This window comes from Pelagicoccus sp. SDUM812002 (assembly GCF_031127835.1).
GTDB lineage: Bacteria > Verrucomicrobiota > Verrucomicrobiia > Opitutales > Opitutaceae > Pelagicoccus.
Genome location: NZ_JARXHX010000148.1, coordinates 1 through 372 on the forward strand (window position 1 = coordinate 1; position 372 = coordinate 372).

The window sequence follows — 372 nt, forward strand, 5'->3', positions numbered from 1 at the left end:
GAGAATCCAAGCTTAGCCGATACCCAAGTTACCCTAGCCCTAAGATGACCAACCCAGTCCTATGCCAGTTTAATGATTCGATTCTAGTGTATTCCTCTTTTGGATACTCGAATCATTTGGCTAACCAGGCAGCCCACACAATGTCGGCAAGCGCACGCCAGTTTCACAACGAAGCCTTGGATATCAACCTCAACCGAAATGGAAACTCAACCGAAGCCGACATCGTGTGGCTTTGACGTTAGCCACTTATGAAGAAATTTATATTGAGAGAGTTTTAGATCCGAAGGAGGCAACATCCTCGAACAGTGAACTAGACTTCTTGACCTAGAGAATCCAAGCTTAGCCGATACCCAAGTTACCCTAGCCCTAAGA

Annotated in this window: 1 protein-coding gene; it reads left to right on the plus strand. The window is 46.0% G+C overall.

Going from position 1 to position 372, the window contains the following annotated elements:
* The coding region (locus QEH53_RS24075; RefSeq protein ID WP_309025783.1) for a hypothetical protein at positions 1-236 on the plus strand (236 nt) is incomplete at its 5' end.
* Between the last annotated feature and the right edge of the window lie 136 nt (positions 237-372).